27 protein-coding genes are annotated in these 25,400 nt (G+C 71.6%); 15 read left to right on the forward strand and 12 right to left on the reverse strand.

The window, feature by feature from the left end; translation table 11 throughout:
- Window positions 1-27 precede the first annotated feature (27 nt).
- Complete coding sequence (locus tag EJC51_RS05790) at window positions 28-462, forward strand: SsgA family sporulation/cell division regulator (RefSeq protein WP_126270033.1); 435 nt, start codon at window positions 28-30, stop codon at window positions 460-462.
- Window positions 463-526: 64 nt separating this feature from the next.
- Window positions 527-1,228, forward strand: a complete 702-nt coding sequence (locus tag EJC51_RS05795; RefSeq protein WP_126270034.1) for a DUF2238 domain-containing protein — start codon at window positions 527-529, stop codon at window positions 1,226-1,228.
- Here EJC51_RS05795 and EJC51_RS05800 read toward each other — a convergent pair.
- Complete coding sequence (locus EJC51_RS05800; protein WP_126270035.1) at window positions 1,149-1,637, reverse strand: DUF6328 family protein; 489 nt, start codon at window positions 1,635-1,637, stop codon at window positions 1,149-1,151. The genes EJC51_RS05795 and EJC51_RS05800 overlap by 80 nt on opposite strands.
- A gap of 59 nt (window positions 1,638-1,696) precedes the next feature.
- A complete protein-coding gene (locus tag EJC51_RS05805) occupies window positions 1,697-2,680 on the reverse strand; it encodes an aldo/keto reductase (RefSeq protein WP_126270036.1) in 984 nt (327 codons plus the stop codon).
- A gap of 137 nt (window positions 2,681-2,817) precedes the next feature.
- Here EJC51_RS05805 and EJC51_RS05810 point away from each other — a divergent pair, with 137 nt between their 5' ends.
- Window positions 2,818-4,497, forward strand: coding sequence for a cholesterol oxidase substrate-binding domain-containing protein (locus EJC51_RS05810; RefSeq protein WP_126270037.1), 1,680 nt, complete (start codon window positions 2,818-2,820; stop codon window positions 4,495-4,497).
- On the opposite strand, the gene EJC51_RS05815 is transcribed toward EJC51_RS05810, so the two are convergent.
- The 3 genes from EJC51_RS05815 to EJC51_RS05825 form a co-directional block, all read right to left on the reverse strand.
- Window positions 4,494-5,093, reverse strand: coding sequence for a TetR/AcrR family transcriptional regulator (locus EJC51_RS05815; RefSeq protein ID WP_126270038.1), 600 nt, complete (start codon window positions 5,091-5,093; stop codon window positions 4,494-4,496). The two genes, EJC51_RS05810 and EJC51_RS05815, sit on opposite strands and share 4 nt — an antisense overlap.
- Window positions 5,090-6,547, reverse strand: a complete 1,458-nt coding sequence (locus EJC51_RS05820) for an MFS transporter (RefSeq protein WP_126270039.1) — start codon at window positions 6,545-6,547, stop codon at window positions 5,090-5,092. Before EJC51_RS05820 ends, EJC51_RS05815 begins: the two co-directional genes overlap by 4 nt.
- A gap of 91 nt (window positions 6,548-6,638) precedes the next feature.
- Window positions 6,639-7,853 (reverse strand): FAD-dependent monooxygenase, encoded by a 1,215-nt coding sequence (locus EJC51_RS05825; RefSeq protein WP_207924889.1) that lies wholly within the window; start codon window positions 7,851-7,853, stop codon window positions 6,639-6,641.
- A 312-nt stretch (window positions 7,854-8,165) separates the two neighbouring features.
- Here EJC51_RS05825 and melC1 point away from each other — a divergent pair, with 312 nt between their 5' ends.
- Both melC1 and melC2 read left to right on the forward strand, forming a co-directional pair.
- The gene (gene melC1, locus EJC51_RS05830) at window positions 8,166-8,516 is read left to right on the forward strand and encodes an apotyrosinase chaperone MelC1 (RefSeq protein WP_126270041.1); all 351 of its coding nucleotides are present in this window, start codon (window positions 8,166-8,168) and stop codon (window positions 8,514-8,516) included.
- Window positions 8,517-8,547: 31 nt separating this feature from the next.
- Window positions 8,548-9,372, forward strand: coding sequence for a tyrosinase MelC2 (melC2, locus tag EJC51_RS05835; protein ID WP_126270042.1), 825 nt, complete (start codon window positions 8,548-8,550; stop codon window positions 9,370-9,372).
- Here melC2 and EJC51_RS05840 read toward each other — a convergent pair whose 3' ends face one another.
- A complete protein-coding gene (locus EJC51_RS05840; protein ID WP_126270043.1) occupies window positions 9,373-10,071 on the reverse strand; it encodes a ribonuclease H family protein in 699 nt (232 codons plus the stop codon).
- A gap of 25 nt (window positions 10,072-10,096) precedes the next feature.
- Window positions 10,097-10,891, reverse strand: a complete 795-nt coding sequence (locus EJC51_RS05845) for a VOC family protein (protein ID WP_126270044.1) — start codon at window positions 10,889-10,891, stop codon at window positions 10,097-10,099.
- A gap of 189 nt (window positions 10,892-11,080) precedes the next feature.
- On the opposite strand from EJC51_RS05845, the gene EJC51_RS05850 reads away from it, so the two are divergent.
- Together EJC51_RS05850 and EJC51_RS05855 are read left to right on the forward strand one after the other, a co-directional pair.
- On the forward strand, window positions 11,081-12,577 hold the full coding sequence (locus EJC51_RS05850; protein ID WP_126270045.1) for an alpha-N-arabinofuranosidase: 1,497 nt from the start codon (window positions 11,081-11,083) through the stop codon (window positions 12,575-12,577).
- Window positions 12,578-12,664: 87 nt separating this feature from the next.
- Entirely contained in the window at window positions 12,665-13,678 is a 1,014-nt protein-coding gene (locus tag EJC51_RS05855) for a LacI family DNA-binding transcriptional regulator (RefSeq protein WP_126270046.1), read from the forward strand.
- Window positions 13,679-13,683: 5 nt separating this feature from the next.
- Here EJC51_RS05855 and EJC51_RS05860 read toward each other — a convergent pair whose 3' ends face one another.
- On the reverse strand, window positions 13,684-14,079 hold the full coding sequence (locus EJC51_RS05860) for an STAS domain-containing protein (RefSeq protein ID WP_244362514.1): 396 nt from the start codon (window positions 14,077-14,079) through the stop codon (window positions 13,684-13,686).
- A gap of 235 nt (window positions 14,080-14,314) precedes the next feature.
- On the opposite strand from EJC51_RS05860, the gene EJC51_RS05865 reads away from it, so the two are divergent.
- The 3 genes from EJC51_RS05865 (at window position 14,315) to EJC51_RS05875 (ending at window position 17,655) form a co-directional block, all read left to right on the forward strand.
- On the forward strand, window positions 14,315-14,989 hold the full coding sequence (locus EJC51_RS05865) for a response regulator transcription factor (protein ID WP_126270048.1): 675 nt from the start codon (window positions 14,315-14,317) through the stop codon (window positions 14,987-14,989).
- 20 nt (window positions 14,990-15,009) lie between these two features.
- Window positions 15,010-16,671 carry an ATP-binding response regulator gene (locus EJC51_RS05870; protein ID WP_126270049.1) on the forward strand — a complete coding sequence of 554 codons (1,662 nt, stop codon included), beginning with the start codon at window positions 15,010-15,012 and terminating at the stop codon, window positions 16,669-16,671.
- Window positions 16,672-16,761: 90 nt separating this feature from the next.
- Complete coding sequence (locus EJC51_RS05875) at window positions 16,762-17,655, forward strand: SGNH/GDSL hydrolase family protein (RefSeq protein WP_126270050.1); 894 nt, start codon at window positions 16,762-16,764, stop codon at window positions 17,653-17,655.
- A 3-nt stretch (window positions 17,656-17,658) separates the two neighbouring features.
- Here the strand turns inward: EJC51_RS05875 and EJC51_RS05880 are convergent, their stop codons facing one another.
- Window positions 17,659-18,141: a VOC family protein gene (locus EJC51_RS05880; protein WP_126270051.1), complete on the reverse strand. Its 483-nt coding sequence runs from the start codon at window positions 18,139-18,141 to the stop codon at window positions 17,659-17,661.
- A gap of 100 nt (window positions 18,142-18,241) precedes the next feature.
- On the opposite strand from EJC51_RS05880, the gene EJC51_RS05885 reads away from it, so the two are divergent.
- From EJC51_RS05885 to EJC51_RS05895, 3 genes are all read left to right on the forward strand, one after another.
- The gene (locus EJC51_RS05885; RefSeq protein ID WP_126270052.1) at window positions 18,242-19,456 is read left to right on the forward strand and encodes an epoxide hydrolase family protein; all 1,215 of its coding nucleotides are present in this window, start codon (window positions 18,242-18,244) and stop codon (window positions 19,454-19,456) included.
- A 150-nt stretch (window positions 19,457-19,606) separates the two neighbouring features.
- Window positions 19,607-20,245: a ClpP family protease gene (locus EJC51_RS05890; protein WP_097260029.1), complete on the forward strand. Its 639-nt coding sequence runs from the start codon at window positions 19,607-19,609 to the stop codon at window positions 20,243-20,245.
- Window position 20,246: 1 nt separating this feature from the next.
- Complete coding sequence (locus EJC51_RS05895; RefSeq protein ID WP_059197081.1) at window positions 20,247-20,849, forward strand: ClpP family protease; 603 nt, start codon at window positions 20,247-20,249, stop codon at window positions 20,847-20,849.
- Window positions 20,850-20,864: 15 nt separating this feature from the next.
- Here EJC51_RS05895 and EJC51_RS05900 read toward each other — a convergent pair whose 3' ends face one another.
- Window positions 20,865-21,263 (reverse strand): helix-turn-helix domain-containing protein, encoded by a 399-nt coding sequence (locus tag EJC51_RS05900; RefSeq protein ID WP_166683004.1) that lies wholly within the window; start codon window positions 21,261-21,263, stop codon window positions 20,865-20,867.
- A 343-nt stretch (window positions 21,264-21,606) separates the two neighbouring features.
- Here EJC51_RS05900 and EJC51_RS05905 point away from each other — a divergent pair, with 343 nt between their 5' ends.
- Both EJC51_RS05905 and EJC51_RS05910 read left to right on the forward strand, forming a co-directional pair.
- A complete protein-coding gene (locus EJC51_RS05905; protein ID WP_126270053.1) occupies window positions 21,607-22,404 on the forward strand; it encodes a class I SAM-dependent methyltransferase in 798 nt (265 codons plus the stop codon).
- Window positions 22,405-22,573: 169 nt separating this feature from the next.
- Window positions 22,574-23,461 carry an RNA polymerase sigma factor SigF gene (locus EJC51_RS05910; RefSeq protein WP_126270054.1) on the forward strand — a complete coding sequence of 296 codons (888 nt, stop codon included), beginning with the start codon at window positions 22,574-22,576 and terminating at the stop codon, window positions 23,459-23,461.
- A gap of 39 nt (window positions 23,462-23,500) precedes the next feature.
- Here EJC51_RS05910 and EJC51_RS05915 read toward each other — a convergent pair whose 3' ends face one another.
- Together EJC51_RS05915 and EJC51_RS47645 are read right to left on the reverse strand one after the other, a co-directional pair.
- Complete coding sequence (locus tag EJC51_RS05915) at window positions 23,501-23,956, reverse strand: ATP-binding protein (RefSeq protein WP_126270055.1); 456 nt, start codon at window positions 23,954-23,956, stop codon at window positions 23,501-23,503.
- A gap of 96 nt (window positions 23,957-24,052) precedes the next feature.
- Window positions 24,053-25,351 (reverse strand): DUF6777 domain-containing protein, encoded by a 1,299-nt coding sequence (locus EJC51_RS47645; protein WP_165951333.1) that lies wholly within the window; start codon window positions 25,349-25,351, stop codon window positions 24,053-24,055.
- Window positions 25,352-25,400: the final 49 nt, after the last annotated feature.

The following is a 25,400-nucleotide window of genomic DNA, read 5'->3' on the forward strand; positions in this document are numbered from 1 at the left end:
AAGTCCGTTCTCCCCGGAGGCCCTCAGGTGAACCCCCTCGTGCACAAGTCCCTGGTCGTGCAGCTCCAGGCCGGCGTCACGCACCGCTTCCCGGTGCTCGCCCACCTGTCGTACGAGGCCTCCGACCCGTTCGCCGTCACGGCCGTGTTCAGCCATGACGGCCGGGTGCTGGCCCGCTGGCGGCTCGACCGCGACATGCTCGCCGAGGGGCTGGTCAAGCCCGTCGGGCTGGGAGACGTGCGCATGCGCCCCGTGTCCACGGGCATGGGGCACGAGCTGCGCATCGAGTTCCTCGGTGACCCCCACCCCGACGGCGGGCGGCATCACGCCGTGGTCTTCGCCTGGGCCCCGGCGGTGACCACGTTCCTGCGCAGAACCCGGGAACTGGTCCCGCCGGGCAGCGAGCGGAGCGGGGTCGACGAGTTCCTCGCCGAGCTCTTCGCACAGGACCGGGCTGAGTAACCGTACTCATGCCGGGCGGGCGCGGTCCCAGCACGATGGGGCTCCGACGAAAAGGAGCCTGAACATGACAGCAGCCCGCCGCCCGCTGCCCGCCCTCCTCGCGGGGGCCGTGGTCGTGGGGATGGTCCTCTCCGCGTGGGCCCCGAAGGACCGCACCACCTGGTTCCTGGAGACCGTGTGGGTGCTGGTGGGGCTGCCGCTGATCGTGCTGACCCGGCGCCGCTTCCCGCTCACCGACCTGCTGTGCTGCCTGCTGACCGTGCACGCGGTGGTGCTGATGGTGGGCGGCCACTACACCTACGCCCAGGTGCCGCTCGGCAACTGGCTGCGCGACGAACTGGGCCTGGAGCGCAATCCGTACGACCGGCTCGGCCACCTCATGCAGGGCTTCGTACCGGCCGTGCTGGTGCGGGAGTTGCTCAGCCGCACCTCGCCGCTGCGCGGGAGTCGTTGGCTGGCGCCGCTGACGGTGTGCGCGTGCCTCGCCTTCAGTGCCGTGTTCGAGATGCTGGAGTGGCTGGCCGCGGTGGTCGGCGGTCAGGCGGCGGACGCCTTCCTCGCGACACAGGGGGATGTGTGGGACACACAGTGGGACATGTTCTGCGCGCTCGTCGGGGCGACCGTGTCGGTGCTGGTGCTGAGCCGGGTGCACGACCGCCGGCTCGCGAAGCTCCCGCGCCCGGACGTCACTTCGTCGTATAGCGGCGCCGCACCCACAGCGGGACGACGAACCAGCACACGAGGTACCACGCCACTACCGCGGTGACCAGCCACGGCACGAACGCGTCGTGGGTGGCGACCCGGAGGATCAGCAGCAGCGAGGAGGCGGTGGTGACGAGGAGCAGCACCAGGCCGATGAAGGTCAGCCTGGAGGCCCACTCCACCGCCCGTGGTTTGATGCGCCGCCCGGAGACCAGGCGGTGCAGCGAAACCGGCCCGATGAGGGCGCCGGTGGCGGTGGCGCCGAGGACGACCGTGACGATGTAGATGGCGTGCTCGGTGTGCCCGAGGTCGGCGTACTTCGGGGTGAACACGACGGTCAGCAGAAAGCCGAACAGGATCTGCACGCCCATCTGGGCGACGCGGATCTCCTGCATGAGCTCGCCCCACATGCGGTCGGCTCGCTCGTCCTCGGTCTCGTCACGGCCGGTACGCCTCTCCGCTGCCTGCACCATGCGGGACGGGTAACCCGGTACCTGATCGTTCAAACAGCCGGGTCACCCGCCCCCACGGACTACCAGCGGCTCTCGACCTGGTCCTTGATCCGCCGGTCGTAGATGTCCTGGATCGCGGCGAGCGTCTCGGTGGACAGCTCCGGCAGCGCGGCGGCGGCCGCGTTGGCGCGGGCCTGCTCCGGGTTGCGGGCGCCGGGGATGACGGTGGTGACGCCGGGCTGCTGGATGATCCAGCGCAGGGCGAGCTGTGCCGGGGTGTACCCCTCGGGGGCGAGCGCGGAGAACTCGGCGGCGGCCTCCACACCGGTCGCGTAGTCGACGCCGGAGAAGGTCTCGCCGACGTCGAAGGACTCGCCGTGCCGGTTGTAGGTGCGGTGGTCGTTCTCGGGGAAGACGGTGTCCTTGGTGTACTTGCCCGACAGCAGGCCGGAGGCGAGCGGCACCCGGGCGATGATGCCGACGCCCGCCTCCTGGGCGGCGGGGAGCACCTTCTGCAACGGCTTCATGCGGAACGCGTTGAAAATGATCTGCACGCTCGCCACACCCGGCCGGGCGATCGCGGTGAGGGCCTCCTCGCAGGTCTCCACGCTGACGCCGTACGCGGCGATGCGCTCCTCCGCGACGAGGGTGTCGAGCGCGTCGAAGACCTCGTCGCTCGAGTAGACGGGGGTGGGCGGGCAGTGCAGCTGCACCAGGTCGAGGCGGTCGACGCCGAGGTTGCGGCGGGAACGGTCGTTCCAGGCGCGGAAGTTGTCGAGGACGTAGTTCTGCGGGATCTGCTCGACGCGGCGGCCCATCTTCGTCGCCACGAACACATGCAGATCGGGGCGGCTGCGCAGGAACGTCGCGATGGTCTCCTCGCTGCGGCCGTCGCCGTAGACGTCGGCGGTGTCGAAGAAGGTGACTCCCGACTCCGCCGCCGCCTCCAGTACCGAAAGGGCTTCCTTGTCGTCGACGTCTCCCCAGTCGGCACCCAACTGCCACGTGCCGAGACCGACGACGGATGCCTGCTGACCCAACCTGCCGAAAGTGCGCTCGTCCATGGCGTCAGTCTGTCATCCGTCACGGCCGTGCGCGGAACGGGCTCCTCCGGGACGCCGTCCGTGCATGTTTCACTCACTTGAGTGAACGGCTTCGACGGGCAAGCGCTCTCTGTCGACCGAGTGCCTAGCTTGAGCCCGTGACGGACTCATGGACCCGCAGGAGCTTTCTCCTCAGCGCAGCCGCCCTGACCCTGCTGCCGGCCGATCCGGCGGAGGCCGCGGCGGAACTGCCGGACTTCCCCGCCGACGTCGGCCTCTACCGCACGGCGTACCGGAACTGGGTCGGCGAGATCACCGCGACCGGCCTGTGGGCCTGCGCCCCGGCCGACGGCGAGCAGGTCGTCGCCGTCGTCAACTGGGCCTGGCGCCACGGCTGGAGAGTGCGCGGCCGGGGTTCCTCGCACGGCTGGTCCCCGCTGACCGTCACGCAGGACACGCCGTCGGACGCCCCCGTCCTCCTCGTGGACACCGCCACCCATCTGACCGGCCTGGCCCTGGAGTCGTCGCACGCCGTACGGGCCGGTACCGGCGTCACCCTGGAGGCCCTGCTCACCTTCCTGGAGGGGCACGGTCTCGGGGTCACCGCCGCCCCCGCGCCCGGCGATCTCACGCTGGGCGGCGCCCTGGCGATCGACGCGCACGGCACCGCCGTACCGGCGCGGGGCGAGCAGCGGCTGCCGGGGCAGACGTACGGCTCGCTCAGCAATCGGGTGCTGTCGGTGACGGCGGTGGTGTGGGACGCCGGAAGCGGCGCCTATGTGCTGCGGACCTTCGCACGCGACGAGGCTGACGCCGCCGTGCTGCTGACCCACCTCGGGCGGGCCCTCGTCACCGAAGTGGTGCTGCGCGTCGGCGCGAACAGCAACCTGCGCTGTGTGAGCCGTACGGACATCCCGGCCGCCGAACTCTTCGCCGCGCCCGGCGGGGACGGGCGCACCCTCGCGAGCTATCTCGACAAGGCGGGGCGGGTGGAGGCGATCTGGTTCGCGTTCACGGAGTTCCCGTGGCTGAAGGTGTGGAGCGTCGAGCCGGCGAAGCCGCTCACCTCGCGCCGGGTGACGTCGCCGTACAACTACCCGTTCTCCGACAACGTCCCGACGCTGGTGGCGGACATCGCCGGGCGGATGGTGTCGGACGCGGCCTGGTATCTGGCGCCGGTGCTGGGGAACGCGCAGTACGACGCGGCCGCGCTCGGTCTGGTGGCGACGCTGTCGGCCGACCTCTGGGGGCCGTCGAAGAACACCCTGCTGTATCTGAAGCCGACCACGCTGCGCGTCAGCGCCAACGGCTATGCGGTGCTCACCCGGCGGGACCGGGTGCAGCGGGTCGTCGCCGAGTTCACCGCCTTCTACCGGGAGCGGCTTGCCGTGTACTCCGCGCTCGGCCGGTTCCCGGTCAACGGCTCGGTGGAGATCCGGGTGACGGGCCTCGACGACCCGGCGGACGCCGAACTCGTGGGCGCCCGGGCTCCGTTGCTGTCCGCGCTGCGGCCCGACGCCGCCCGTCCGGAGTGGGACACGGCCGTCTGGCTGGACATCCTGACGCTGCCGGGGACGCCGTACGCGGAGAAGTTCCTGCGGGAGATCGAGCGGTTCCTGCTGGACCGCCACGACGGCACGGACTCCCTCACCCGGGTGGAGTGGTCCAAGGGGTGGGCCTACACCGAGGACGCGGTGTGGGAGGACGAGGAGGTGCTGGGCACGGTGGTGCCGGGGTCGCTCGGGGACGGCGCGTGGGGGCAGGCGGCCGGGATCCTGGACCGGCTCGATCCGCATCGCGTGTTCGGGAACGCCTTCCTGGACCGGTTGTTCGGCTAGCGGGCCGGAGGCGTCAACTGGGCCTGCACCAGAGGGGCGTAGCGGTCGACGATGTCGTCGATCGCGCTCGCCCGCAGGTGCGGGACGCGGGCGACGCCGTACATGGCGCCCAGGCCCACCAGGGTGCCGACGGCCAGCTCGGCGCGCAGGCCGGCGTCGGGGCCGGTGAGGCGGTCGGCGAGCTGTTCGGTCACCTGGGTGCGGAAGTTGGCGCGCAGGATGTCGCCCAGTTCGCCGTGCAAAGGCGCGAACGCGATCCGCAGCAGGGGGTCGAGGCCGCGTTGGCTCTGGCTCTCCAGGACGTGCCGCACCATGTGCCGGCCGAGTTCGGGCAGCGGGGCGTCGAGCAACGCCTCCGCGTCGGCCTCGAAGGACATGACGCGGGCGAAGAGGGTGCCCTTGTTGCCGAAGTACTTGAGGATCAGCGGCGGGCTGACTCCGGCGCGTTCGGCGACGTCCTTGAGGGTGATGTCGGCGTGGGCATGCCGGGTCAGGAGGTAGCGGGCCGACTTGAGGATCGCCGCCTTGGTGGCCTCGGCGTCCCGACGTGCGGGGGTCTCGCCGGAGGCGGTGGGTGAAGTGCTCACGGTTCTCATGCTCCCTCCATCACCTCCTCCTGGCGGGGTCCCCGGGCTCGCCGCGTGCCGCCCGTCCCGGGATCGCCGGGGATGCAGAGCGCGACGGCGCTGCCCGCCAGGGCGATGGCGCCCGCGATGCCGAAGGCCAGCAGATAGCCGTCCAGGGTGGGCACCGGGAGCCCGCCCACCGGGCTGGTGTGCCGGACCAGCACCGCGGCGACGGCGGCGCTCGACACGGCCTGGCCGATCGTGCGCATGAGGACGTTGACGCCGTTGGCGGACGCGGTCTGTCCGGCCGGGACGGCCTGCAGGATCAGCGTCGGCAGCGCCGAGTACGCCAGGGTGGTACCGGTGCCCACGACCGCCGCGCCCACCATGATCATCCACAGGTCGCGGCTGTCGGCGATCCGTACCGCGTACCCCGCCGCGATGACCGCGGCGCCCAGCGCCAGCGTGACACGCGGGCCGCGGGCGGCCGAGATCCGGGCGGAGAGGGGCGAGAACAGCAACATGATGAAGCCGCCCGGCAGCAGCACCAGACCGGTCTGCACGATCGACAGGCCGAGCCCGTAACCGGTGGCCTCGGGCGCCTGCACCAGCTGGGCCGTGACGAGCGAGTTGGCGTAGAACGCGAACCCGGTCAGCAGCGCGGCGACGTGCGACAGCCCGACGCGCGGCCGGGACACCAACCGCAGGTCGACCAGCGGCCGTTCGGCCCGCAGCTGCTGCCACCACCACAGGGCGAGGACGGCGACGGCGGCCGCGAAGAGCCCGACGATCCGCGCACTCCCCCACCCCCACTGCCCGCCCTGCGACACCCCGAGCAGCAGACACACCAGGCCGGTGGCCAGCCCCAGCGTGCCCGGCACGTCGAACCGGCCCGGCTCGCGCACCGGCGACTCCCGCACCGCCCACCCCACCGCTCCGACACCCACGGCGCCGAGGACCGCGGTCACCCAGAACATGACGTGCCAGTTCGCGTACTGCACGATCACCGCCGCGAGCGGCAACCCGAGCGCCGCACCGATGCCGACGGTCGAGCTCATCAGCGCGACGGCGCTCCCCCGGCGCGCCGGCGGGAGTTCGTCGCGCAGGATGCTGATGGACAGCGGCACGACGGCGGAGGCGGCGCCGGACAGGGCGCGGGCGGCGATGAGCACCCGGATGTCGGAGGACAGGGCGCACAGCACAGAACCGACGGCCATCAGGGTGAGCGCCGCCATGAGAACCCGGCGTTTGCCGTACATGTCCCCGGCTCGGCCGAGGACCGGGGTGAGGACGGCTCCTGCGAGCAGGGTCGCGGTGACCATCCAGGAGACGGTGCCGGGCGAGGCCCCGGTCAGCCGCGGCAGGTCCGGCAGCAGCGGGACGACCACGGTCTGCATGACGGCCATGAGGATGCCGCCGTAGGCCAGCACCGGGACCGTCAGCCGGTCCCGGAGCGGGCGGGGTATCGGGGCGGGTGCGTCCATCAGCACTCCAGCAGGACATGAAAAAAAGGTGAATGGCTATTCACCATAGAGGGTGAATAGCCATTCACCAAGCGATGATTCCGGCGATCATTCAGTCCTTGCGGGACTCCAGCGCCCGGGCGTGCACGTTGCGCGCGATCTTCGGTCCCAGCCAGCGCTTGAAGCGGCGCAGCACCTCCAGCTGCCCGGCGGCCCGGTCGATGCGGTAGTACAGCTGGGGCGGGACGTACGGCAGCAGCGGGGAGTGGCGCTGGCCGAGCAGGGCGAACATCTGCTGCGGGGGCAGGCCGATGTAGCGCGGGAGGTTCTCGTACCACTGGGCGCTGTAGCGGGCGGCGCTCTGGACGGAGAGCAGCTCCGCCTTGCGCTGCCGCTCGTACCGGGCGAGGGCCTCGGGGAGTTCGGCGTGCTCGCGCAGCGCCTCCGCCAGGGCCATGGCGTCCTCCAGGGCGAGGGTCGTCCCGGCGCCGATGGAGTAGTGCGTGGTGTGGGCGGCGTCGCCCATCAGGACGAGGTTGCCGTGCGACCAGGTGCGGTTGGTCAGCGTGCGGAAGTTCAGCCACTGGGCGCTGCCGTCGGACGAGGAGCGGCCGATGAGGGCGTGCCCGTCCAGGATGCCGGCGAAGAGCTTCTCCAGGAGGGCCAGGCCCTCGCCCTCGTCGGCCCGGTCGAGGCCGAGGCCGGTCCAGGTCTCGGGGGCGCATTCGATGACGCAGGTGCTGCGGTCGGGGCCGAAGCCGTAGCCGTAGCACCAGATCCAGCCGTGGTCGGTCTCGACGAAGGCGAAGGTGAAGGCGTCGAAGACCTTGGTGGTGCCGAGCCAGATGTAGTGGTTGCGGCCCGCCCTGACCTCGCTGCCGAAGTGCGCGGCGTGCGCGGTCCGCAGGGCGCTGTGGACGCCGTCGCCGGCGACGACCAGGTCGGCGTCGGGCAGGTTCTCCGGGGTGATGCCGTGCTCGAACTCCAGGCGGACGTCGAGCGAGCGGGCGCGGGCGGCGAGGAGTTCCAGGAGGCGGTGGCGGCCGATGCCGTGGCCCTCGTCGCCGTCCTGGCGGGTCGCGAGGTCCCGGACATGGGCGACGCCGTGGTTCCAGCGGACGGAGTGTTCCTCGACGGCACGAGCCGACTCGGGGTCGCGCGCGTGCAGCTTGTCGAGCAGTCCGCGCCAGTAGGTGACGCCCCAGCCGTACGTCGAACCCTCGGGGTTGCGTTCGTAGACGGTGACGTCGTGGGACGGGTCCTGCAGTTTGAGCAGGATCGACAGATACAGGCCGGCGGGCCCGCCGCCGACACAGGCGACCTTCACGCGCACCCCTGGGGATCACTCAGAGCGGTCATTTGACGACGCAGGGTAGCAGGGCTTTGCGTCAGCTTCCGCGGGTGAGGCAGGTCACCGGCGAGGCGTCACCCAGGGAAAGACCACCTGACGGACGGCTCCACGCGGCGGAATTTCCCCTTCCAAGCCTCCGCCCCCGCACTTCACAGCAAGATCATCTTCGTTCAAACTTGCACCAGATATCGGGAATTGTCCGGATCGCAGCCAACCGGTCGCAGCCGCCTCTTCGGCACCGATAGGCATACGGGGTCATCCGACGCACCACCCGAAAGGACCGACCCCGTGCCCGAACTGACCCGGCGTCACGCCCTCGCCGCCGCGGCCGCCGTCGCCGCCACGGCCGCCGTCACCCCGCCGGCCTCCGCCCATGACCACCACTCCCCCGACACCTTCGACGAGGTCTACAAGGGCCGCCGGATACAGGGCCGGCCCGCCTCGGGAGGCGGTCACCACCACGGCGCCGGATACGCCGTGTTCATCGACGGGGTGGAACTGCATGTGATGCGCAACGCCGACGGCAGCTGGATCAGCGTCGTCAGCCACTACGACCCGGTGCCGACCCCGAAGGCCGCCGCACGCGCCGCGGTCGACGAGTTGCAGGGCGCGCAGCTTCTCCCGTTCCCGGCCAACTGACCTTCTCCGTAACCGTTTTGGAGCACCGCACATGACCGTCCGCAAGAACCAGGCGAACCTGACCGCCGACGAGAAGCGGCGGTTCGTCGCCGCCGTCCTGGAGCTGAAGCGCAGCGGCCGCTACGACGCCTTCGTCACCACGCACAACGCGTTCATCATGTCCGACACCGACAACAGCGAGCGCACGGGCCACCGTTCACCGTCGTTCCTGCCCTGGCACCGCAGATACCTGCTGGAGTTCGAGCGGGCGTTGCAGTCGGTGGACGCGTCCGTCGCGCTGCCGTACTGGGACTGGTCGACCGACCGCACCCCGCGCGCCTCGCTGTGGGCGCCGGACTTCCTCGGCGGCACCGGGCGGAGCCGGGACGGCCAGGTGATGGACGGGCCGTTCGCCGCGTCGGCGGGCAACTGGCCCCTATCCGTGCGGGTGGACGGCCGTACGTTCCTGCGCCGCTCGCTCGGCACCGCCGTGCGCGAGCTGCCGACCCGGGCGGAGGTCGACTCGGTGCTGGCGATGGCGACGTACGACATGGCGCCCTGGAACAGCGCGTCGGACGGCTTCCGCAACCATCTGGAGGGCTGGCGCGGGGTCAATCTGCACAACCGGGTCCATGTGTGGGTCGGCGGCCAGATGGCGACCGGGGTCTCCCCCAACGACCCGGTGTTCTGGCTGCACCACGCCTACGTCGACAAGCTGTGGGCCGAGTGGCAGCGCCGGCATCCGGACTCGGGGTACCTGCCGGCCGCCGGGACGCCGGACGTGGTCGACCTGGGCGAGACGATGAAGCCGTGGAACGACGTGCGCCCGGCGGATCTGCTGGACCACCGGGCGCACTACACCTTCGACACCGACTGATCAGGCCCCGGCCGTACGGCACTCCGGGTGGCCCCAGCCCTGGTCGTTCTTGGCGATGTCCGCGCCCGCCGCGTAGGAGCGGCCGCACAGGCAGCGGCCGGGGAACTTCGCCTTGATCGTGCGGGACGCGGAGGCCGAACCACCGCTTCGCCGGGGCGACTTGGCCTTGGCGGGGCGGGAGGTCTTCGGGGTGTCCGGGGAGGGCGGCGGCTCGGGCGAACCCTGGTCGCTGCCCGCGGGCTCCTGGACCGTGGCGGCCTGGCTGGCGGCGCGGTCCGCGAAGTCGTTGAGGCGGTCGCCGTCGACCTGGTGGGCGGGGACGTAGCGGAAGTCGACCGTGCGGCCGTCGAGGAGTTCGTCGATGCGGACGACCAGCTCCTGGTTGGCGACCGGCTTGCCCGCGGACGTCTTCCAGCCGTTGCGCTTCCAGCCGGGCAGCCAGGTGGTGACGGCCTTCATGGCGTACTGGGAGTCCATCCGGATCTCCAGCGGCACGTCCGGGGCGACGGCGGTCAACAGGCGTTCCAGCGCGGTCAGTTCCGCGACGTTGTTGGTGGCCCTGCCGAGCGGCCCCGCCTCCCAGCGGGCCGGGGTCTCCGCCTCGTCGGCGACGACCCAGGCCCAGCCGGCCGGTCCGGGGTTTCCCTTCGATGCACCGTCGCACGCGGCCACCACACGTTCACGCATGCGACCGATCATGCCACGGCTGGGTCAGGGCCAGATCTCAGACCTCGCTGATCTTCGGCATCTCGCCCTCGGTCGTCGACATGTCGATCACCGAGAAGCTCGCGCCCTGCGGGTCGCTGAGGGCGGCGAACCGGCCGAAGGGGCTGTCCACCGGCCCGAAGCGCAGGGTGCCGCCGAGCTCGGTGGCCTTCGCGACGGCGTCGTCGCAGTCGGCGACGGCGAAGTAGACGTTGATGTACGAGGGGACCTCGGGCGGGAACTCGTCCGTCATCTTCATTCGGCCGAGGACCGTGTTCTCTCCGACGTCGAACATGCCGAAGTCCATCGAGTCGTCCTCCATCCGCTTCCTGGAGTACGGGAAGACGGCCGGGAAGAACGTGTCCACCTTCTCGGGGTCGCGCGTGAAGATCTCCGCCCAGGCGTACGCGCCGGGGGTGCCGACGGCCTCGAAGCCCTCGTGGACGCCGGCCTGCCAGACGCCGAAGACCGCGCCGCCGGGGTCGCGGCCCAGGCACATCGTGCCGAAGTCGCCGACCGCCATGGGCTCCATGAGGACCTCGCCGCCGTGCTCACGGATCTTGGCCGCGGTCGCCGCCGCGTCCGGGCTCGCGAAGTACAGGCACCACTGCGACTGCCCCTCCTGCCCGGGCATCGGCGGCACGACGGCGGCGACGGCCTTGCCGTCCGCGTAGGCCTGGGTGTAGTTGCCGTACTCCGACGACGCCTCGCCGAAGGTCCAGCCGAGGACGTCGCCGTAGAAGGCCTTCGCTCCCTCCACGTCACTGAACATCGCGTCGACCCAACAGGGGGTTCCCTCAGGTTGTACGGCCATGACTGCGGCCCTCTCCGGTTCGGTGGATGGTCCGGTTTCTCACGCTAGCCACGTGTTCGCCGGGGCGCGCGCCGTACCGGGGGACGACGAGCTCCGCACCGCCCTCTTGACTCAGGTCGCACGGCTGGGCGAGTTTATCGATAAACAGGGTTTAACGATAAACGCGGTCTCGTCCTGGGAGTGCATCTCGTGTCAGACACCACTGCCGTCATCAACCTCGACCTCGCGGGTCCGACGATCAGCCGGCATCTCTACGGCCACTTCGCCGAGCATCTCGGCCGCTGCATCTACGGCGGCTTCTGGGTCGGCGAGGACTCCCCGATCCCCAACGAGGGCGGTATCCGTCTCGACGTCGTCGAGGCCCTGCGCGCCCTGAACATCCCCAACCTGCGCTGGCCCGGCGGGTGTTTCGCCGACGAGTACCACTGGAAGGACGGCGTCGGCCCGCGCGAGCAGCGGCCCCGGATGGTCAACACGCACTGGGGCAACGTCGAGGAGAACAACCACTTCGGCACCCACGAGTTCCTGGCCCTGTGCGAACTGCTGGGCGCCGAGCCGTACATCAGCGGCAACGTCGGCTCCGGCACCGTGCAGGAGATGAGCGAGTGGGTGGAGTACCTCACGCGCGACGGCGACAGCCCCATGGTGCGGCTGCGCAAGGCCAACGGGCGTGAGGAACCGTGGCGGGTGAAGTTCTGGGGCATCGGCAACGAGACCTGGGGCTGCGGCGGCAACATGCGCGCCGAGTACTACGCCGACCTGGCCCGGCAGTACGCCACGTACTGCCGTGACCACGGCGACAACAAGCTGTACCGGATCGCCTCGGGAGCCGCGGACGCCGACTACAAGTGGACCGAGACGTTGATGCAGCAGATCAGCTGCTTCGGCTGCGAGGCCACCCCGAAGAACTTCTTCCAGGCCCTGTCGGTGCACTACTACACGCTCGCCGGCCCCTGGGAGGCCAAGGGCAGCGCCACCGACTTCGACACCGACGCCTACTACCGCACGATGGCGGCGGCCCGGAAGATCGACCGGATCCTCACCGGCCACTCCACCGTCATGGACGTCTACGATCCCGGCCGCACGGTGGGCCTGGTGCTGGACGAGTGGGGCACCTGGTGGGACGTGGAGCCGGGCACCAACCCCGGGTTCCTGTTCCAGCAGAACACCCTGCGGGACGCGCTGGTCGCGAGCGTGCACTTCGACATCTTCCACAAGCACGCGGCGCGGCTGCGCATGGCCAACATCGCGCAGACCGTCAACGTCCTCCAGGCGATGGTCCTCACCGACGGCGACAGCCTGGTGCTGACTCCGACCTACCACGTCTTCGAGATGAACAAGGGCCACCAGGACGCCCGTTCGCTCACCGTCCACCTGCGGGGCGAGGACCCGGAACCGGAGCGCCTGTCCGCCTCCGCCAGCGTGAAGGACGGCACGGTGCTCATCTCGCTGTCCAACCTCGACGCGGCGGAGCGGGCCCGGGTGACGCTCGACCTGCGCGGCGGCAGCCTGGGTGCGACGACCGCCCGCATCCTCACCGCCGACCGGCTCCAGGACCACAACGCCCCGGGCGCGGCGGAGACGGTTGCGCCGCGTGCCTTCGACGATCTGAAGACCACCGACCGGGGGCTCGAAGTGACCCTGCCGCCCCACTCCTTCGTCACCGTCCGGGCCCCGCTGGCCTGACCCGCGCCCCGGCCCCGCCGCTCGCGAGGGGCGGGGCCGGGATGTAATGGTCCGACGGACGTCGGCAGCACAGAACAGGGGGTGGCCATGGCGACCATGCAGGACGTGGCCCGGGCGGCCGGTGTCTCGGCGATGACGGTGTCCAACGTCATCAACGGTCACCCCAAGGTGGGCGAGGCGACCCGGGAGAAGGTCCTCGAGGCCATGGCCCGCCTCGACTACCGCGTCAACGTCTCCGCCCGCAACCTCCGCAAGGGCCGCACCGGCACCATCGGCCTGGCCGTCCCGGAGGTGGACAGCCCCTACTACGGGCGGCTGGCCGCGGCCATCATCGCCGCGGCCGCGCCGCTCGGCCTGCGGGTCGCCATCGAGCAGACCTACGCCCTGCGGGACAGCGAACTCGAGGCACTGGCGATGTCCCGCAACCGCCTCTACGACGGGCTCATCCTGAGCACGGTGGGCATGGGACCGCAGGACACCGAGTGGCTCACCATGGACCATCCGGTGGTCATCCTGGGCGAGCGGATCTTCGGCGGCCCGGTGGACCACGTGGCCATGCCCAACGTCGAGGCCTCCCGGGCGGCCACCCGTCACCTCGTGGAACGGGGCTGCCGGCGCATCGCGTTCGTGAGCGGCACGGTCGGCGAGGAGGTCGACGTGTCGAGCCTGCGGCACACCGGCTACCGGCAGGCCCTGGAGGAGGCCGGCCTGCCCCTGGACCCGGAGCTGCACCAACGCCTGGCGGCCTTCTCCCGGGCCGAGGGGGCGCGCTGCGCCCGGGACATGGTGGAGCGCGGGCTCGACTTCGACGGGGTCTTCTGCGTGACCGACACCGTGGCCATGGGGGTGCTGCGCGGCCTGGCCGACGCCGGGGTCCGGGTGCCGGAGCAGGTCAAGGTGATGGGCTTCGACGACGTCCCCGAGAGCGGGTTCCTGGTGCCCTCCCTGTCCACCGTCGACCCCGACCACGACACGATGGCCGAGCGCGCCGTCCGCCTCCTGGTCCGCCGGATCGAACGGACCGGCGCCCGGCCGGAGCCGGAGGAGTTCGTCAGCCGTTTCTCCGTGGTGGTGCGGGAGTCCACGGGCGGCCCCGCCTGACCTCCTCACCCCCCGGCAGCTGCCCTCACCAACGCTTCGGCGAGCGTGGCCGTGGGTTCGAGCACATGGAGGGTGCCGTGCGCGTGCAGCAATCTGCGTTGACCGGCGTCACACAGCAGGGCGAACCCGCGCTCCGCACCGAGGACCCGGCCACGGAAGCGCAGCAGCACGCTCAGACCGGTGGAGTCGATGAAGGCGACCGGGCGCAGGTCGACGACATGGCCGGGGGCGTCCAGGCGCAGCAGGGAGTCCAGCCACAGCCGTAGCCCGGTGGCAGTGGCGAGGTCGATGTCACCGCGGAGTGCGGCGACGAGCAGGCCGTTCGCGGCCTTCAGGAGCTGGTGCTCCCCGGCCGGGGCCCAGTGGGCAGGGCCGACCGGCTCCAGCGTGTTCTCGTACAAGCCGTCCGTCCCTGTGCCCTGCCCACCGTGCACCCCGGACGCCATGTTCCGGAGCGGGCACGGGCGGTGACTTCGTCATCCCCGCACCGCGCGCACCCGCTCCGGAACTCCCCCTGGGCGGCTCCCCCTTGAACCGTGGGCATGCACTGTTCTACCTTCGCCACATGGTCGGGGCATCAACGCCCGCTCACCGGTGCCACAACGAGCGGACGCCAGTTGGGCCAGGTGATGCGGCATGCGCCCGCACCTCGCCTTGATCGAGGACGACTCCGATTTCGCACTGATGTGCCGTTCCTATCTGGAGCGGGCCGGTTTCACCGTCACCTGGGCCATGGACGCCCGCGCCGGCAAGGCCGCGCTGCACGAGGGCGGCATCGACCTGGCCGTCCTCGATCTGGGCCTGCCCGACGGCAGTGGCCTGGAGCTGCTGCGGGCGCTGCGCTCCACCAGCCGCCTCCCCCTCATCGTGATCACCGGCCGGGGTGCGGAGGCCGACCGGGTGGCCGGCCTGGAGATCGGCGCGGACGACTACCTGGTCAAGCCGTTCTCCCAACGGGAACTGGTGGCCCGTATCCGCGCCGTGCTGCGCCGCGCGCAGCCGCCGGACACCCCGACCGTGTTCCGGATCGGCCCGCTGCGCATCGACACCGCCGCCCGCCAGGCCTCCTGCGAGGGGTTCCTGCTGGTGCTGCGCCCCAAGGAGTACGCGCTGCTGGAGATGCTGGCCGCCGCGCCCGGCCGGGTGTTCTCGGCGGAGCAGCTCCTGGACCGCATCTGGGGCGCGTCCTGGCAGCAGCCCGCCACCGTCATCGAGCACGTCTACCGGCTGCGCGGCAAGCTCGCCCGGCTGCCCGTGCCCGCCCCGCGGATCACGACCGTCCGCGGCTACGGCTACCGACTGGACCCCTGACCTGTCCCCGGAGCGCCGCCATGCCCGAGACCCTGGACTTCCGGCGCCTCTTCGACGCCACCCTGTCCCCGCTGCTGGTCCTCACCCCCGACTTCACCATCGTCGAGGTCAACCGCGCCTACCTCACCGCGACCAGGACCGAGCGCGCCATCGTCGGGCGGCCGATCTTCGAGGTGTTCCCCGACAACCCGGACGACCCGACGGCCGACGGCGTCGCCAATCTGCGGCGCTCACTGGAGACGGTGGTGGCGACCGGCCGCACCGACACCATGCCGCTCCAGCGGTACGACATCCCCACCGGCGAGGCGGGCGGCTTCGACGAGAAGTACTGGAGCCCGGTCAACGCCCCGGTCCTGGACGCGGACGGGCGGGTCACGCACGTCATCCACCGGGTCGAGGACGTCACGGAGTTCGTGCATGCGCGCCGGGTGGGGCGGGAGCAGCGGCGGGTGGCCGCCGAGGCGCAGATGCGGGCCGAGGGCATGGAGATCGACCTGTTCGTGCGGGCCCGGGAGATCCGCGAGGTCAACGAGCAGCTGCGCCGCGTCAACGCGGAGCTGGACGCGGCGGGGCGGCGGCTGCGGGAGGAGCAGCAGGCCAAGGACCGGTTCATCGCCACGCTCTCGCACGAGCTGCGCAACCCTCTCGCCGCGGCGACCGCGGCCACGGAACTGCTGGCGCTCGACATGCCCGACGGCCATCCGGCGCTGTCCGTGCTGGAGCGGCAGCTGGGCACGCTCGTGCGCATGAGCAACGACCTCCTGGACGGCACCCGGGCGCTCACCGGACGGCTGGAGCTGGTGCGCGAGCGGATCGACGTGCGGTCGGTCGTCGAGAGCGCGTGCGCCGACATCCGGGGCCTGTTCGGCCACGAGAGCCGCCAGCTGGACGTGGGGCTTCCGGCGGCACCGGTGGTGGTGGACGGCGACCGGCTGCGGCTGGCGCAGGTGCTGACGAACCTGCTGTCGAACGCGCTCAAGTACACGCCGCCGGGCGGCCGCACCGAGGTCGCGCTGCGCGCCGACGACGGCCGGGCCCGGCTGACCGTCCGGGACGACGGCATCGGTTTCGACCCCGCCCAGGCCGAGGACCTGTTCGGCGTGTTCATGCGGGCGGCCCCGGCCGGCCCCGACACACCGGAAGGCCTGGGCCTCGGCCTGGCCGTCGCGCGGACGGTCGTCGAGCTGCACGGGGGCCGGATCAGCGCGCACAGCGAGGGCCCGGGCCGCGGCGCGGCGTTCACGGTGCTGCTGCCCGTCGTCGACCCGACGGCACCGGAGCCGCCCCGGCCCGTGGCCGTGCGCCCGGCCCGGCGTCAGCTGTCCATCCTGATCGTGGAGGACAACGCCGACCTCGCCCTGACCTACCGCACCCTGCTCCAGCGGCAGGGCCATCACGTCACCGCCGTACACACGGGCGCCGACGCCCTCACCGCCACCGAGGACGGTCTCTTCGACGTCGTCCTGTGCGACCTGGGGCTGCCCGACGTCGACGGTTACACGGTCGCCCGCACGATCCGGGCCCGGCCGCACGGCGAGCGGGTGCGGCTGATCGCGGTGTCCGGATTCAGCCGGGGCACCGATCGCTCCCGGTCCCGGACGGCGGGCTTCGACGCCCACCTGGCCAAGCCGCTGCCGCTCAACGACCTCGTCGACCTGCTGGAGCGCCCCGACCCGGCCTGACCCGACGGCGGCCGGCGTATGTCTTCCGCCTGGTGCCCGGCTGTGCTTGCCTGGGGAGCCGATTTCGGTGTCCGGGGCGGGAGTTGCCGCATGCGCAAGCCGTGGATCGTGGGATTGGTGCTGGCCGGAGTGCTGCTCGGCGCGTGCTCGGACCCGGAGTCCGGGCCGGAGGCGGCTCCGCCGTCGCCGGCCGTCGGCACCACGCACCAGCGTGCCGCCGCCAGCCCGAGCGCCCCGGCCAAGGCACCGAAGGTGCTCTACCTCGGGGACTCCCTGGCGATGGAGGCGCAGAAGGTGCTCGGCCAGGAGCTGCGCCGCGATCTGCGCGCCGACTACACCAGCAGGCCGTACTCGGGCACGACGGTCTGCGACTACCTGGAGGGCACCGGCGCGAAGTCCCTCGTACCGGACGGCGACAAGGCGGCCGCGCTCGTGCGGTCGCTGCACCCGGACTTCGTGGTGTTGCAGTTCTGGGGCAACGCGTGGGGCTACACGTGGTGCATGGACGGCATCACCCACGCCGACGACCCGACGACGTACTTCAAGCGGTACCGGGCCGACATGGCCCGGCTGACCGAGCAGATCGCCGCCGCGGGCGGTGCCGCGCGGCCGCGGATCGTGTGGGTGGCGCAGGGCCCGGACCCGATCACCCCCGACCGGGTCCGGCGCGTCAACGAGCTGTACGAGCAGCAGGCCGCCGCGTCCGGGGACGTCGTCGCGGACGCCGGGGCCCGGGTGAGCGCGGCCGGGGCCCGCTACACCTGGACGCAGTACCTGCCGTGCGACGCCTACGAGCACGAGCACCCCGCCTACTGCACCCAGCCGGGCCGGGACCGGACCGCCCTGCACCTCGACAGGGACTACCTGCACTTCTGCCTGGCGCCCACGACGTCCACGCCGAAGCCCTGTCCGGTCCGCTCGCCCGGCATCTTGCGGATCGCCCGGGAGATCACCCGCGTGATCGGCCGGGCCGCCGCCGGCTGACGCTCACTCGCCGGCGTAGACCCGCTCCAGCTCGGCCTTGTCGAACTTGCTCATCGCCATGAACGCCTTCGTCACCCGGACCGCCTTCTCCGGGTCCGGGTCGCTGACCATGGCGATCAGGTTGTCCGGGATGACCTGCCAGGACACGCCGTACTTGTCCTTGAGCCAGCCACAGGGGCCGGGCTCGCCGCCGTTCTCGGTGAGCTTGGCCCAGTAGTAGTCGATCTCCTCCTGGCTCTCGCAGAAGAGCTGGAAGGAGATCGCCTCGGTGAACTTGAACTGCGGTCCGCCGTTCAGGGCGACGAACTTGTGCCCGTTGGCCGTGAAGTCCACGGCCATCACCGAGCCGGGCTCGCCGATGCCGCCCTCGTTGACCCGGGCGACGGAGCCGATGCTGGAGTTCTTGAAGATCGAGACGTAGTGGTGCGCGGCTTCCTCGGCATTGCCGTCGAACCAGAGACACGTGGTGAAACCGTCGGTCGCCATGGGTTCCTCCTGGGGCGTGGAATCGCTGTCGTGGGTGTGGACTGATCCATGCCCCGAAACTCATCGGCCGTACTGCCCCGTCCGGCCTACCATCCGCACCATGACGTCAGCTCCCACGGAAAGCAGCGCGGACACGATCCGCCCCTACCGCATCGACATCCCGCAGAGCGACCTCGACGACCTCCACGCCCGCCTCGACCGCGCCCGCTGGCCCGACGACCTGTCGGCGACCGGCTGGGCCTACGGCGTACCGGCGGACTATCTGCGCGACCTCGTCCACCACTGGCGGCACTCCTACGACTGGCGGGCCGCCGAGGCGGAGCTCAACGAGTGGCCCCAGTTCACGACCGTCATCGACGGCACGACCGTGCACTTCGCCCACGTCCGCTCCCCCGAGCCGAACGCCACCCCGCTGGTCGTCACCCACGGCTGGCCGGGTTCGATCGTCGAATTCCTCGATGTGGTCGGGCCGTTGACCGATCCGGCGGCCCACGGCGGCGATCCGGCCGACGCCTTCCATGTCGTCGTACCGAGCATTCCCGGCTTCGGACTGTCCGGACCGCCCGCGGACACCGGCTGGGACGTCGGACGGATCGCCCGGGCCTGGGCCGAGCTGATGCGGCGGCTGGGCTACGAGCGGTTCGGCGCGCAGGGCGGCGACTGGGGCTCGGCGATCTCCCGTGCGCTGGGCCGGGTGTGCCCCGACCGGGTCGTCGGCGTCCACCTCAACCTGGTGATCGGCGCACAGGCCACACAGGAGCCGACCGAGGACGAACTCGCCGCGCTCCCTCCCGACGAGCGGGAGCGCACGCTCAAGTCGTGGCACCGGTGGAGCGCCCGGTCGCGCGAGGGGACGGGGTACATCGCCCTGCAGTCCACCCGGCCGCAGACCCTCGCCTACGCCCTGACGGACTCACCGGTCGGCCAACTCGCCTGGATCGTCGAGAAGTTCCAGGAGTGGACGGACTCGGAGCAGTACCCGGAGGAAGCCGTCGACCGGGACCGGCTGCTGACCAACGTGATGCTGTACTGGCTGACCGGGACGGCCGGTTCGGCCGCCCGCCTGTACTACGAGCAGGCCCACCCCCGGGGCGAGCAGCCGACCCGGCCCACCGAGCCCTCGACCGCCCCCACGGCGGTGGCCGTCTTCCCGGCCGAGATCTCGATCCCGCTGCGGCGCAACGCGGAGCGCACCGACACGATCGTGCGCTGGACGGAACTCGACCGCGGCGGGCACTTCGCGGCGATGGAGGAGCCGGATCTGCTGGTCGAGGACGTCCGGGCGTTCTTCCGGCAACTGCGCGAAAAGGGCTGACCGGTGCGCGAAAACGCCTGATCAGAGCCCCTGCGCCGGTTTCTCTGCCGGTGGCGAATCTGCCACGGGCAGAGAAACCGGCCACCGGCGGCCGGCGGGGTCGAGAGTGAAGTCGACGGCATCCCGACCACTCCGCACGGAGGCGCACCGATGACTCCACTCACCCCACTCCTGCCACGGGCCGAGGAGGGCGACACCCCGCCCTCCCGGTTCGACGACGACCTGGCCGCCCAGTTGCTCGGGCAGCGGATCGTCCTGCTGGGCACGCAGGTCGACGAGGTCTCCGCGAACCGCGTCTGCTCGCAGCTGCTGATCCTCTCCGCGGAGGACCCGCGCACCGACATCAGCCTGTACATCAACAGCCCGGGCGGCTCGGTGTACGCGGGCCTCGCCATCTACGACACGATGCGGCTCATCCCGAACGACGTGTCCACCCTCGCCATGGGGTTCGCGGCCAGCATGGGGCAGTTCCTGCTCTGCGCCGGCGCGCCGGGCAAGCGGTACGCCCTGCCCAACGCGCGGATCATGATGCACCAGGGCTCGGCGGGCATCGGCGGCACCACGGCCGACATCGAGATCCAGGCGGAGAACCTGGACCACAGCAAGCGGACCATGGAGCGGCTGCTGGCCGAGAACACGGGCCAGACGCCGGAGACCATCGCCCGCGACGGTGACCGGGACCGCTGGTTCACGGCCGAGGAGGCCAGGGAGTACGGCATGGTGGACCGGGTCCTGGAGTCCCTCGCGGACGTCCGCCCGGCCGCCTCGAAGCGACGGATGGGGCTGTGACATGGCGAACTACACGATTCCGTACGTCGTCGAGCGCACCGCGCAGGGTGAGCGCACCTCCGATGTGTTCAGCCGGCTGCTGTCGGAGCGGATCATCTTCCTCGGCACCGAGATCGACGACGGCGTGGCCAACGTCGTCATCGCGCAACTCCTCCATCTGGAGTCCTCGGCGCCGGACCACGAGATCTCGATCTACATCAACTCCCCCGGCGGCTCGTTCACTTCACTCATGGCGATCTACGACGCGATGACGTACGTGCAGACGCCGATCTCGACGGTCTGCGTCGGCCAGGCGGCCTCCACGGCGGCCGTGCTGCTCGCGGGCGGGGACCCCGGGCGGCGGATCGTGCTGGAGCACGCGCGCGTGCTGCTCGGCCAGCCGGCCAGCGGCGGCAGCCGGGGCAGCATCTCCGACCTCGCGCTCCAGGCCAAGGAGATGATCCGGATCCGTGCGCAGGTGGAGGAGGTGCTGGCCCGGCACACCCACCACGACATCGCCACCCTGCGCGCCGACATGGACCGCGACAAGGTCTTCACCGCGCAGGAGGCCGTGGCGTACGGGCTGGCGGACGAGGTGCTCAGCCGGCGCCTCGTGACGGTGTGAGGCGCCGGGTGGGCGTCAGGCGGCCAGGCAGAGGCCGTCGTACGACGAGGTCGTCGTCCGGCGGGTTCCGGTGGACGTCCGGCTGGTGAGCCGGATCAGCTCGCCCTGGGCGCGCGCGAGCAGGTCACCGAGTCCGAGGCCGAGGGCCTGGGCGGCGGCCGCGAGGACCTCCGAGGAGGCTTCCTTGCGGCCCCGCTCCACCTCGGAGAGGTAGGGCATGGAGATCCGCGCGGCGTCGGCGACGTCCTTCAACGTCCGCTCCTGGGCCAGCCGTTCACGCCGCAGCACGTCACCGACGAGGTCCCGCCACAGGGGTTCCTTGGGGGGCGGCGAGCCGGCGGGGCGATCCGCGACGGGGCGATTGGCGACGGGGCGGACGGGCGCGGCGCGGACGGGCGCGGCGCGGTCGGCCAGCCGACGGGCGGTTCCCGGGACTGCGGCGGCCGGGCGGTCGGTCGCGGGGTGGACGGCGGGCGAGGTGGTGATCCCTGGGCGGGCGGTCGTCGGGCGCGAGGCTCCCTGACCCGTGGCCCCCGGGCGGGCGCTCTCGGGGCGCGCGGCTCCCTGGCCGGTGGTCCCTGAGCGGGCGGCGGACGGGCGGGCGGTCTCGGGGCGGCCCGGAATCGGGCGCAGCGGGATGACGCGGGCGTGGTTCGGCGCTTGTTCGCTCACCTTCCCAGCCTAAAAGCGTTGGACGGCTTGGGAAGGGATCAGCATTCTGCCCTGGGTGGAATCGCGGAGGGCGAAGGGTGCGGGCATGGCGCTGCGGGAGACGTTCAACGAGGACGCGAAACTGTACGACCGGGCCCGGCCCACGTATCCGCCCGGCCTGGTCGCCCAGTTGGCCCGCGCGGCCGGTCTGGGGCCCGGGCGCCGCGTCCTGGAGGTGGCGCCGGGTACCGGTCAACTCACCCTGCCGCTGGCGGAGTTCGGGGGTGAGGTCACGGCGGTGGAGCTGGGCCCCGACATGGCCGCCGCGGCCCGAAGGCGGCTGCGGGCGTTTCCTCATGTGTCCGTGGAGGTCGCGGACTTCGACGAGTGGCCCCTGCCGGCCGAGCCCTTCGACCTCATGGTGTGCGCGACCGCCTGGCACTGGCTCGACCCGGACACGCGGGCGGAGAAGGCCGCGGACGCGCTGGCGCCCGGCGGCCTGCTCGGCGTCGTCGTCACGGACCATGTGGCGGGCGGCACCACGGAGTTCTTCCACCGGTCCCAGCGGTGCTACCAGCGCTGGGACCCGGCCACGCCGCCCGGTCTGCTGCTGAGGGAGGCGGCCGAGATCCCCACGCGGGCCGAGGAGTTCGAGCGCTGCCCGCGCTTCGAGAACGTCGCGGTGACCCGGTACTTCCAGGAGATCACGTACACCACCGACGCGTACCTGGACGTGCTGCTCACCTACTCGAACCACCGGGCGCTGGACGCCGCGCGCCGCGAGGGCCTGCTGGGCTGCATCCGGGAGCTGATCGACTCCGGTTACGGCGGCCGGGTCACCAAGCGCTATCTCCACGAGCTGATCACGGCCACGCGCACCGAATCTTCACGAGTGGATCTGTGACGTCCGTCATAGTCGCACGCTGGAGCCGCACGCCACACGGGCCGTCCACCGCTTTCTCACATCCCGGCACCACGCCTGGGGCATGGCCCGCGTCACCAGGGGTACGCGCTGGATGAGGACCGGCGGGTCGCCCGCTGGTGAAGCCATGACGTGGGACGTGGGAGAGGACATGGACACCGCCGTGACCGGGTCGGAGGCACAGCTCGTCGAGAGGACCGCCGGGACCAGCACGGGTGACGGACCGCTGCCAGGAGTCGTGGACCCGCGGAGTGTCGCTCCGCGTGACGCGCGGGCGCTGTCCCGCCAGTTCTTCCAGCGCCTGACCGAGCTCGAGGAAGGCACACACGAGTACCAGTACGCGCGCAACACGCTGATCGAGATGAACATGTCCCTCGTGCGGTTCGCCGCCGGCCGGTTCCGCGGTCGCGGCGACGACATGGAGGACATCGTGCAGACCGGCATGATCGGCCTGATCAAGGCCATCGACCGGTTCGAACTCACGCGCGAGGTCGAGTTCACGTCCTTCGCGCTGCCGTACATAGTCGGCGAGATCAAGCGGTTCTTCCGGGACACCACCTGGGCGGTGCACGTCCCGCGGCGGCTACAGGAGCTGCGGGTGGAGCTGGCCAAGGCGCGCGAGGAGCTGGCCAGCCGGCTGGACCGGGAGCCGACCGTGGCCGAGCTCGCCACGTTGATGAACATCTCCGAGGACGAGGTCATCGAGGGCCAGATCGCGTCCAACGGCTACAACTCCGCCTCGCTGGACGCCGCCCTCACCGGCGACGGGCCCGAGCACGGCGAGTCGGTGCTCGCCGACTTCATCGGCGTCGAGGAGGACGGGCTGCGGCTGGTCGAGGACTTCCAGTCGCTCGCGCCGCTGATGGCCGAGCTCAGCGACCGTGACCGGCAGATCATCCATCTGCGGTTCGTGGAGGAGGCCACCCAGGCGGAGATCGGCGAGCAGCTGGGCTGTTCGCAGATGCATGTGTCCCGGCTGATCAAGCGGATCATCGCGCGGTTGCGCCAAGGCATGCTGGGCGAGCTGGGCTGCGCCTGAGAACCGGGGCGAGGGTGACCGGCCGGACCGCCGCGGCGGTCACCCCTCGCCGAGTCTCAGGGTCGCGGTGACCCGTTTGCCGACCGGTACCCGCTCGGCGGTGACCTCGGCCGCCAGCGCGTGCACGATCTCCAGGCCGTGCCGGCCGACCCGCTCCGGGTCCTTCGGGAAACGCAGGGGCAGCGCGGCGCTGCTGTCGTAGACGGACACGGTCACGGCGGCGTCCGTGCCCTCCAGGTCCAGGATGTACGGCCCGTTGCTGTGCCGGTCGGCGTTGGTGACCAGCTCGCTCACCACCAGGAGCACCTCGTCGTCGGCCCGGGCGCCGATCTCGGCGCACCACTCGGTCCTGAGCTGCTCGAGGAAGTGCGCTGCGAAGTGCCGGGCCTCGGCGATACAGCCCGGTTCGCCCGTGTAGTGGGCCGCCCGCCGGAGTGGGTCGACGGGCACATCGAAACCAGTCGGTATCACTGCCCCGTCCAGGTGCTCGATCATGCGTTTCTCTCTCGGAAGCCGGACTGGCCGGACGCTGCTGCACCAGTGCTCGTACCCCGAGCGAGGCGCCGCAGTCCCCAAAACGGGTCGTGTCGGTCACATGGCCGGTGACGTCAGGGGCGAGAGGTGCGTGGACGCCGAAGCGGTCGTGGTGTCGGACGCGAGCGGCGGCTGCGGCGCGGAGGTGTCGGGCGAGGACTGCTCGTCCGGCGTGTCCTGCTGTGTCGTCTCGGGCGCCGGCGACTCGGAGCTCGGGGTGGGCGAGGACGGGGTCACCGACGTCGGCGGGCAGGGCGTCGCCGAGCCGGTGGGCGTGCCGGTCGCGGGGCCGGTGGGCGTGCCGGTGGCCGTGGAGAGGCACGGCGCCGGGGAGGACGGGGACGTGGGCGGCGACGTCGGTGTCGTGGGGGCCGTCGGCGTCGTCACGCTCACGGACGGCGAGGGGTTCACCGGCGGGTGGGTGTGCTGGTCCTTGCCTCCGGTGTCGCCGCGGTGGCGGGCGATCCACGCGTCGTCGTCCGGGTCGTAGATCACGAAGACGTTGATGACGGTCACCGAGGGCGCGACGACCACGACGTTCGAGGGCCGGTACGACGCCCATCGGTCGCCGGTCTGCTTCGGGGTGGTCTGCTGGGCGACCGGCGGGGTGAGCGGGTTGCCGCAGGCGCAGCGGACGCGGGGCACGCCGTGGCTGTCGACGAGGACGGCGGTGCCGGCCTGGAGGACGGCCTGGTAGCTGGTGGCGGCGCCGTCGCGGTAGCCGTGGTTGGTGACGCGGGTGTCCATGCGCAGCTGCACGGGGGTGAGCGCGCGCAGGTAGGCGGGCACGCCGGACGGCTGGACGCCGGCGACGGACGCGAAGGCGTTGTTCTTCGCCGGGGCCGCCTGGAGGGCCTTGATCTGGGCCTCCACGTCACAGCTGGAGACGTTGCGGGTGCCGCCGTAGAGGCCCGGCGCGCCGCCGTCGACGCCCCGTACCGCGTTGGTCGCGGCCGACCCGGTCGCCGGGGAGGCGGAGACGGGCGGGGCGGAGCTGTCGTTCGCGGTGGACTCGGTGAAGGGCTCGGGGCCGGTCTTGGAGGCGGCCTGGAGGAAGACCTCGCCGCCCTTGGCGGTGCCGCCGCCCCCGCCGTCGGAGCGGCTGAAGACGAGCGCCAGCACCACGGCGGCCACGACCGCGGTGGCGAGGACGGCGACCCTCGGCACGGACCGCCACCAGGGGCGGTGGGGTTCCGGCGAGGGTGTCCCGCCGCTGCTGCCCGGTGGCTGCGGCGGGGCACCACCGCTGCTGCCCGGTGGCTGCGAGGGCGGCCCCGAGGGCGGCTGGGAGGGACCCGACAGCGGACCTGAGGGCGGTCCGGTGGGCCGGCCGGAGGACGGAGGTTCGGCGCTCACGAGCCCTTCTTCCCGACGTGGGACTCTGCGGCTTTTTACCCTTACACCG

The sequence above is a fragment of the Streptomyces aquilus genome, from assembly GCF_003955715.1.
Lineage (GTDB): Bacteria > Actinomycetota > Actinomycetes > Streptomycetales > Streptomycetaceae > Streptomyces > Streptomyces aquilus.